The organism is Dietzia sp. B44 (assembly GCF_014145245.1).
Classification (GTDB): domain Bacteria; phylum Actinomycetota; class Actinomycetes; order Mycobacteriales; family Mycobacteriaceae; genus Dietzia; species Dietzia natronolimnaea.
Window position 1 is genome coordinate 12,024 of the sequence record NZ_JAALEF010000404.1, and the last position, 5,260, is coordinate 17,283.

General features: G+C 71.3%; 5 protein-coding genes. All 5 read left to right on the forward strand.

The genetic code is table 11. From position 1 onward, the window contains the following. Positions 1 to 288: DUF4307 domain-containing protein (locus G6017_RS16885; protein ID WP_241731531.1), on the forward strand; the 288-nt coding region annotated here is incomplete at its 5' end. Between the two features lie 122 nt (positions 289 to 410). Then, positions 411 to 908, forward strand: coding sequence for a transcription elongation factor GreA (gene greA / locus G6017_RS12950; RefSeq protein ID WP_017835774.1), 498 nt, complete (start codon positions 411 to 413; stop codon positions 906 to 908). A gap of 92 nt (positions 909 to 1,000) precedes the next feature. Further along, a complete protein-coding gene (locus G6017_RS12955) occupies positions 1,001 to 3,241 on the forward strand; it encodes an AAA family ATPase (RefSeq protein ID WP_179525716.1) in 2,241 nt (746 codons plus the stop codon). Beyond that, entirely contained in the window at positions 3,238 to 4,581 is a 1,344-nt protein-coding gene (locus tag G6017_RS12960) for a 5-methylcytosine restriction system specificity protein McrC (RefSeq protein WP_182617703.1), read from the forward strand. Before G6017_RS12955 ends, G6017_RS12960 begins: the two co-directional genes overlap by 4 nt. Next, positions 4,578 to 5,260: SGNH/GDSL hydrolase family protein (locus tag G6017_RS12965; RefSeq protein WP_182617705.1), on the forward strand; the 683-nt coding region annotated here is incomplete at its 3' end. The genes G6017_RS12960 and G6017_RS12965, both read left to right, overlap by 4 nt.

Consider the following 5,260-nt stretch of genomic DNA (forward strand, 5'->3'; position numbering starts at 1 on the left):
AGCGCCACCCCCACCATCTCCGGCGAGGTGATCGGCGTGACCGTCGTCGACGACGAACGGACCGACGTGGTGATGACCGTCACCCGGGACGATCCCGGGACCGCCGCCTACTGCATCGTTCGCGCGCAGGACCAGACCAAGGGCGAGGTCGGCCGCCGGGAGGTGTACGTGCCGCCGTCCGAGAACACCGCGATCCAGGTCGACATGTCCATCGCCACCTCGGCCCGCGCGTTCGTGGCCGACGTCTACGGCTGCGGCGGCGACGTCCCCGATTACCTGCGCAGGTAGGGGTTCTCGGGCCCCGAACCAGGTCACCGCTGTGTTAGCATCGTCCCATCAGCACGGCTCCTTTCGCGGGGCCGTGTTTTTCGTACAGCAGCACACACACGAACAGATTGGAGTGCGCTCTCATGGCGAACGACACCCAGGGCTACTGGTTGACCCAGGATTCGTACGACCGCCTCATGGCCGAGAAGGAGGCGCTGATCGCCAACCGTCCGGTCATCGCCGCCGAGATCAACGAGCGGCGCGAGGAGGGCGACCTCAAGGAAAACGCCGGGTACCACGCCGCGCGTGAGCAGCAGGGCCAGGAGGAGGCGCGCATCCGTCAGCTCGACGACCTGCTGGCCACCGCCCAGGTCGGGGAGACGCCCACCGAGACCGGCGTCGCCCTGGTCGGCTCCGTGGTCCGCGCCTACTACAACGGCGACGAGGACACCAAGGAGACCTTCCTGGTGGGCACCCGTGGCGAGGGCTCCGGCAAGGACGACCTCGAGATCTACTCCCCCGACTCCCCGCTGGGCCGCGCGATCCTGGGCGCCAAGGTCGGCGAGAGCCGCGAGTACACCACCCCGAACGGCAAGTCCGTCTCGGTGACGATCGTGACCGCGGAGCCGTACCAGAGCTGACCGGCCACGACGGGCCCGGTGGTAGGTTCTTCACGACTATCGGGCCCGGTTCGACCAGCCCGATCCCGCGCCGGCGTTTCCAGGAGTCCCACGTGACAGACGGTTCCCACGACAGGCCATTCGGCCCGGCACCGAAGATCGAATCGGCGGCCGAGCAGGTCCTGGGACCGGCGCTGCGTACAGGGCAGTCACCGTTCGACGACGAGCTCTACACCTGGACCCCCGAGGTCGCGGAGGAGCTCATCCGCCGCCTGGACGGGGACGCCGAGGAGCACACGGGCGAGCACTCCGCGGACTCCACCCGCTCCCCCGTGATGCAGGCGCTCCACGACCAGCTGGAGGGCGCCCCGCGGCCGGTGGTGCTCCTGGCCGCCGAGTTGCTCTACATCCAGCAGCTGCCCCTGTCCACGGTGACCGCCCGCCTCAAGCGGGGACGGATCAGGGACGTCCTGTCCTGGATCGACGACGCCCCGGAGATCCCCGAGGTCCTCGACGACGCGCTCGGAGAAAAGGGCCCGCTCACCGGCGGGCTCGGGTTCAACGTCCAGATGCGCGAGCACCTGCGGTGGCTGTGCACGTTCGTCATCCACTGGGCCGAGCTGGAGTCCGCCGAACGCGACGCGGCGCTGACCGACCCGTGGGAGTTCCAGCGGGCCGCCCGCTCGACCCCCGGCGACTGGCGGGCCATCCGCTACAGCCTGCAGTACCTGGCCTGGCCCGGGTACTTCCAGCCGATCGTCAAGCACGAGCACAAGACCCGGATCCGCGACGCCTTCGCCGACCTCATCGGCGGGCCGTCCGGGATCGACGAGCTGGACATCGACCAGGACCTCCACCGGATCGCCGAGACGCTCTCCGCCCAGCTCGGCCAGCCCGTCGACTGGTACCGGGGTGCGATCGCCAACCAGTGGCAGCGCCACCGCGACGACCACTCCCGCCGAGCGTGGCTGGTCCGACCCGGGCGCGGCGGCGTCGGTCAGGCCGGTCAGTGGGTCGCGCAGAACCGGATCGCGCTGCCCGCCTCCCACCTTCCGCGCATCCCCGCCCACGCCAGCCGGCTCGAGGTGTCCCAGGCCGTCGAGCAGGGGTACCCGCACCTGGACTACCAGGCACGGTTCCAGCTCACCGCGGAGCTGCACACCTTCCTGTCCCGGATGAGCCCCCAGGACGTGGTGGCCACGGTCGCCGACGCCAAACTGCACCTGGGCACCCTCACCGACGACCTGGGCTACGTGGAGGACGGCGGCCAACAGCTCGAGCGCTCGGTGCGGTGGCACTCGGTCACCCTCGACCTGGACACCCTCCCCAGCCCGCTCTCGGAGCTGATCGGGGAGCCCGGCACCGTCGTGGACCTCACCGACGGCCTCGACGCGCTGCTCGCCACCATGCACCCCGGCCGGCACTCCGCCGAGTCCCAGGTGGCCGAGGCGCCGGGCGCCGGGACCGTGCCCACCCTCCCCGACATCACCGACGAGCTCGCCGACGGCCTGCACATGCCCCGCAAGGAGCTGCAGGAGATCGTGGACACCCTGCAGGAGCGGCAGCAGATCGTCTTCTACGGTCCGCCCGGCACCGGCAAGACCTACCTCGCGCAGGAGCTCGCGCGTTTCCTCGCCGGCGCCGACGACCCGAGCCGGGTCCAGCTGGTGCAGTTCCACCCCAGCTACGCCTACGAGGACTTCTTCGAGGGCTACCGGCCCACGCTCACCGAGTCCGGTCAGCCCGGCTTCGCCCTGCAGGCCGGGCCGCTGCGCCGCCAGGCCGCTCGCGCCACGTCGGACTCCGGGCGCGAGCACCCGAGCTTCCTCATCATCGACGAGATGAACCGCGCCGACCTGGCCCGCGTCTTCGGCGAGATGTACTTCCTGCTCGAGTACCGCGACCGCACGGTCCTGCCCCAGTACAGCCCCGACACCTCGTTCCGGTTGCCGCGCAACCTGTTCATCATCGGCACCATGAACACCGCCGACCGGTCCATCGCCATGGTCGACGCGGCCATCCGTCGCCGGTTCGCGTTCATGGAACTCCACCCGGACACCCCGCCGGTCGCAGGCGTGCTGCGGCGTCACCTCGAGGCCCGCGGCGTGACCACCGAGCCCGCGGACCTGCTGGAGGCGCTCAACTCCGAGATCGACGACTCGGACCGCGACCTGCGGATCGGGCCGTCCTACTTCATGAAGGACCGGGCCACCGAACCCGGCGGGCTCGAGGCGATCTGGCGGTACGACCTCCTCCCGCTGCTCGAGGAGCACTACTACGGACGCCTGTCCCGCGCCGAGGTCCACGAACGCTTCGGGCTCGCGACACTGCGTCGGAAGATCGGCCGGGCGTGATCCCCGCCTCGGCGGGCTCCGCGGCGTCGGAGACCATCGAGTTCGACGAGTTCGATCGCCGGGGCCGGCTCGTCACCCTGAGCTGGGAGGGCGCGCAGCACCTGTCCCAGACCGGCCTGGTCGAGGTGCTGCCGGCCGGCCGTGACACCTGGCGACTGATCCCGTGCGGCAGCGTCGGCTCGGTCCGCGTCGAGGGTCTGTCGGTGCGGGTCCTGCCCGCGGCCAACCTGGGCCTGACGCAGTTGTTCTTCCTGCTCGACCACGCGGCCGACACCGCGTTCCTCCCGTCGGCAGTACAGGCGAGGGACGACGACGAGCTGTGGGTCTCCGTGGCCGAGTCCATGGCCGCGTTGGCGCACCAGGCCCTGTCGTCCGGGTTGCTGCGCGGGTACCGCAGGGTCGATGAGGCGCTGACCACCGTGCGCGGGCGGATCCGCCTGGGCGACCAGATCCGCCGCCACCCGGGAATGACCATCCCCCTGGAGGTCACCTACTCGGAGTTCACCCCCGACATCGCGGAGAACCGCATCCTGCGGACCGCCGCGCACCGCCTGCAGTTCCTGCCCGACCTGCCGGACGCCACCCGGCGGCGGCTGGCGATGGTGGACGCCCGGCTGGCGGACGCCACGCTCATCGGCCAGGGCGCCCCGGTCCCCGCCTGGACGCGGACCCGGCTCAACGCCCGGTTCCAGAACGCGCTCGCCCTGGCCGACCGGATCGTGCGCCGAATCTCGGTGGAGGTGGAGGACGGCCACGCGGCGTCGGCGGCCTTCGTCACCGAGATGCCGGCGCTGTTCGAGCGCTTCGTGGAGGCCGAACTGACCGCCGCCCTCGACGGCTGTGGTGGACGGGTGCTGCAGAACCCCGTCGTCCATCTGGACACGGGTATCGAGCAGGGAGACGCCGGGGACGCCGGGTCGACCGGTGCCGCCGGCGGCAGGGCCGGTCGCCACAGCGCTCCCGACACCGAGGGCGACCACATCTCCGTGCCCACCGGCCTCGTGTACGAGGTCGACGGCGAACCGGTCACGACCTTCGTCCCCACCTATCCCACGGACCGCCGCGCCCGGGCCGCCGAGCACTACCGTCTGCTGGCGGCCTGCACCGCGCTCGGCGTGGACCGCGCGTACCTGGTGTATCCGGCCCAGCGTCGCGACGACACCCCGCAGCCGCGGCGGATCGTGCACACCGACATCTCGATCGTCGAGTACCCGGTGGATCTCTCGATGGGGCCACTGGAGAGCCGCAGGACTATCGTCGAGTTGTCACAGCAGGCCCGCGAGCTCGCGGTGCCGAGCCCCGCACGCCACCGCACCGGAGGGAGACGCCACGCCAGATGAGTCACGCAGATGATCCGGCACGGAAGGTCGTCGTCAACCTCGCGCTGGTCGCGGTGGGGACCGTCGGCGCCTACCGGGGTGCGTACGAGCTCCTCGCCCAGCAGGCCAGGATCGCCCGACGGGTGATCCCCAAGCCCACCTCGCGACCCTTCCACGGCGACGGCCTCTACCGGCCCGGTGCCGTGACCGCGGAGCCGTGGCGACCCGGGATGACGTGCGACGTCCACATGGTGATCTTCGGCGACTCGCTCGCCGCCGGCCTGGGTGCCGACTCCCCCGGTGAACTGCCCGGGGTCCTCCTGGCGCGCGGTCTCGCCGAGGAATCGGGGTGGGACGTGCGGCTGAGCGTCAAGGCGATCGTCGGCGCCACCTCCAAGGGGCTCGCCGGTCAGGTCGAGGCCATGCAGATCGCGCACGGCGATCCCGACATCTCGGTGATCCTCATCGGCGGCAACGACATCACCGCACGCAACGCGATCGGCCCGTCGGCCCGCCGCGTGGGCGAGGCCGTCGAGGCGCTCCGCGAGGGCGGCTCCCTCGTGGTGGTGGGCACGTGCCCCGATCTGGGGACCATCAAGCCCGTCCCGCAGCCGCTGCGATCGGTCATGGCCACCCTCAGTCGCCGTCTCGCCTCGGCCCAGGCCGTGCAGGTCCGCCGCGCGGGCGGTGTGCCGGTCTC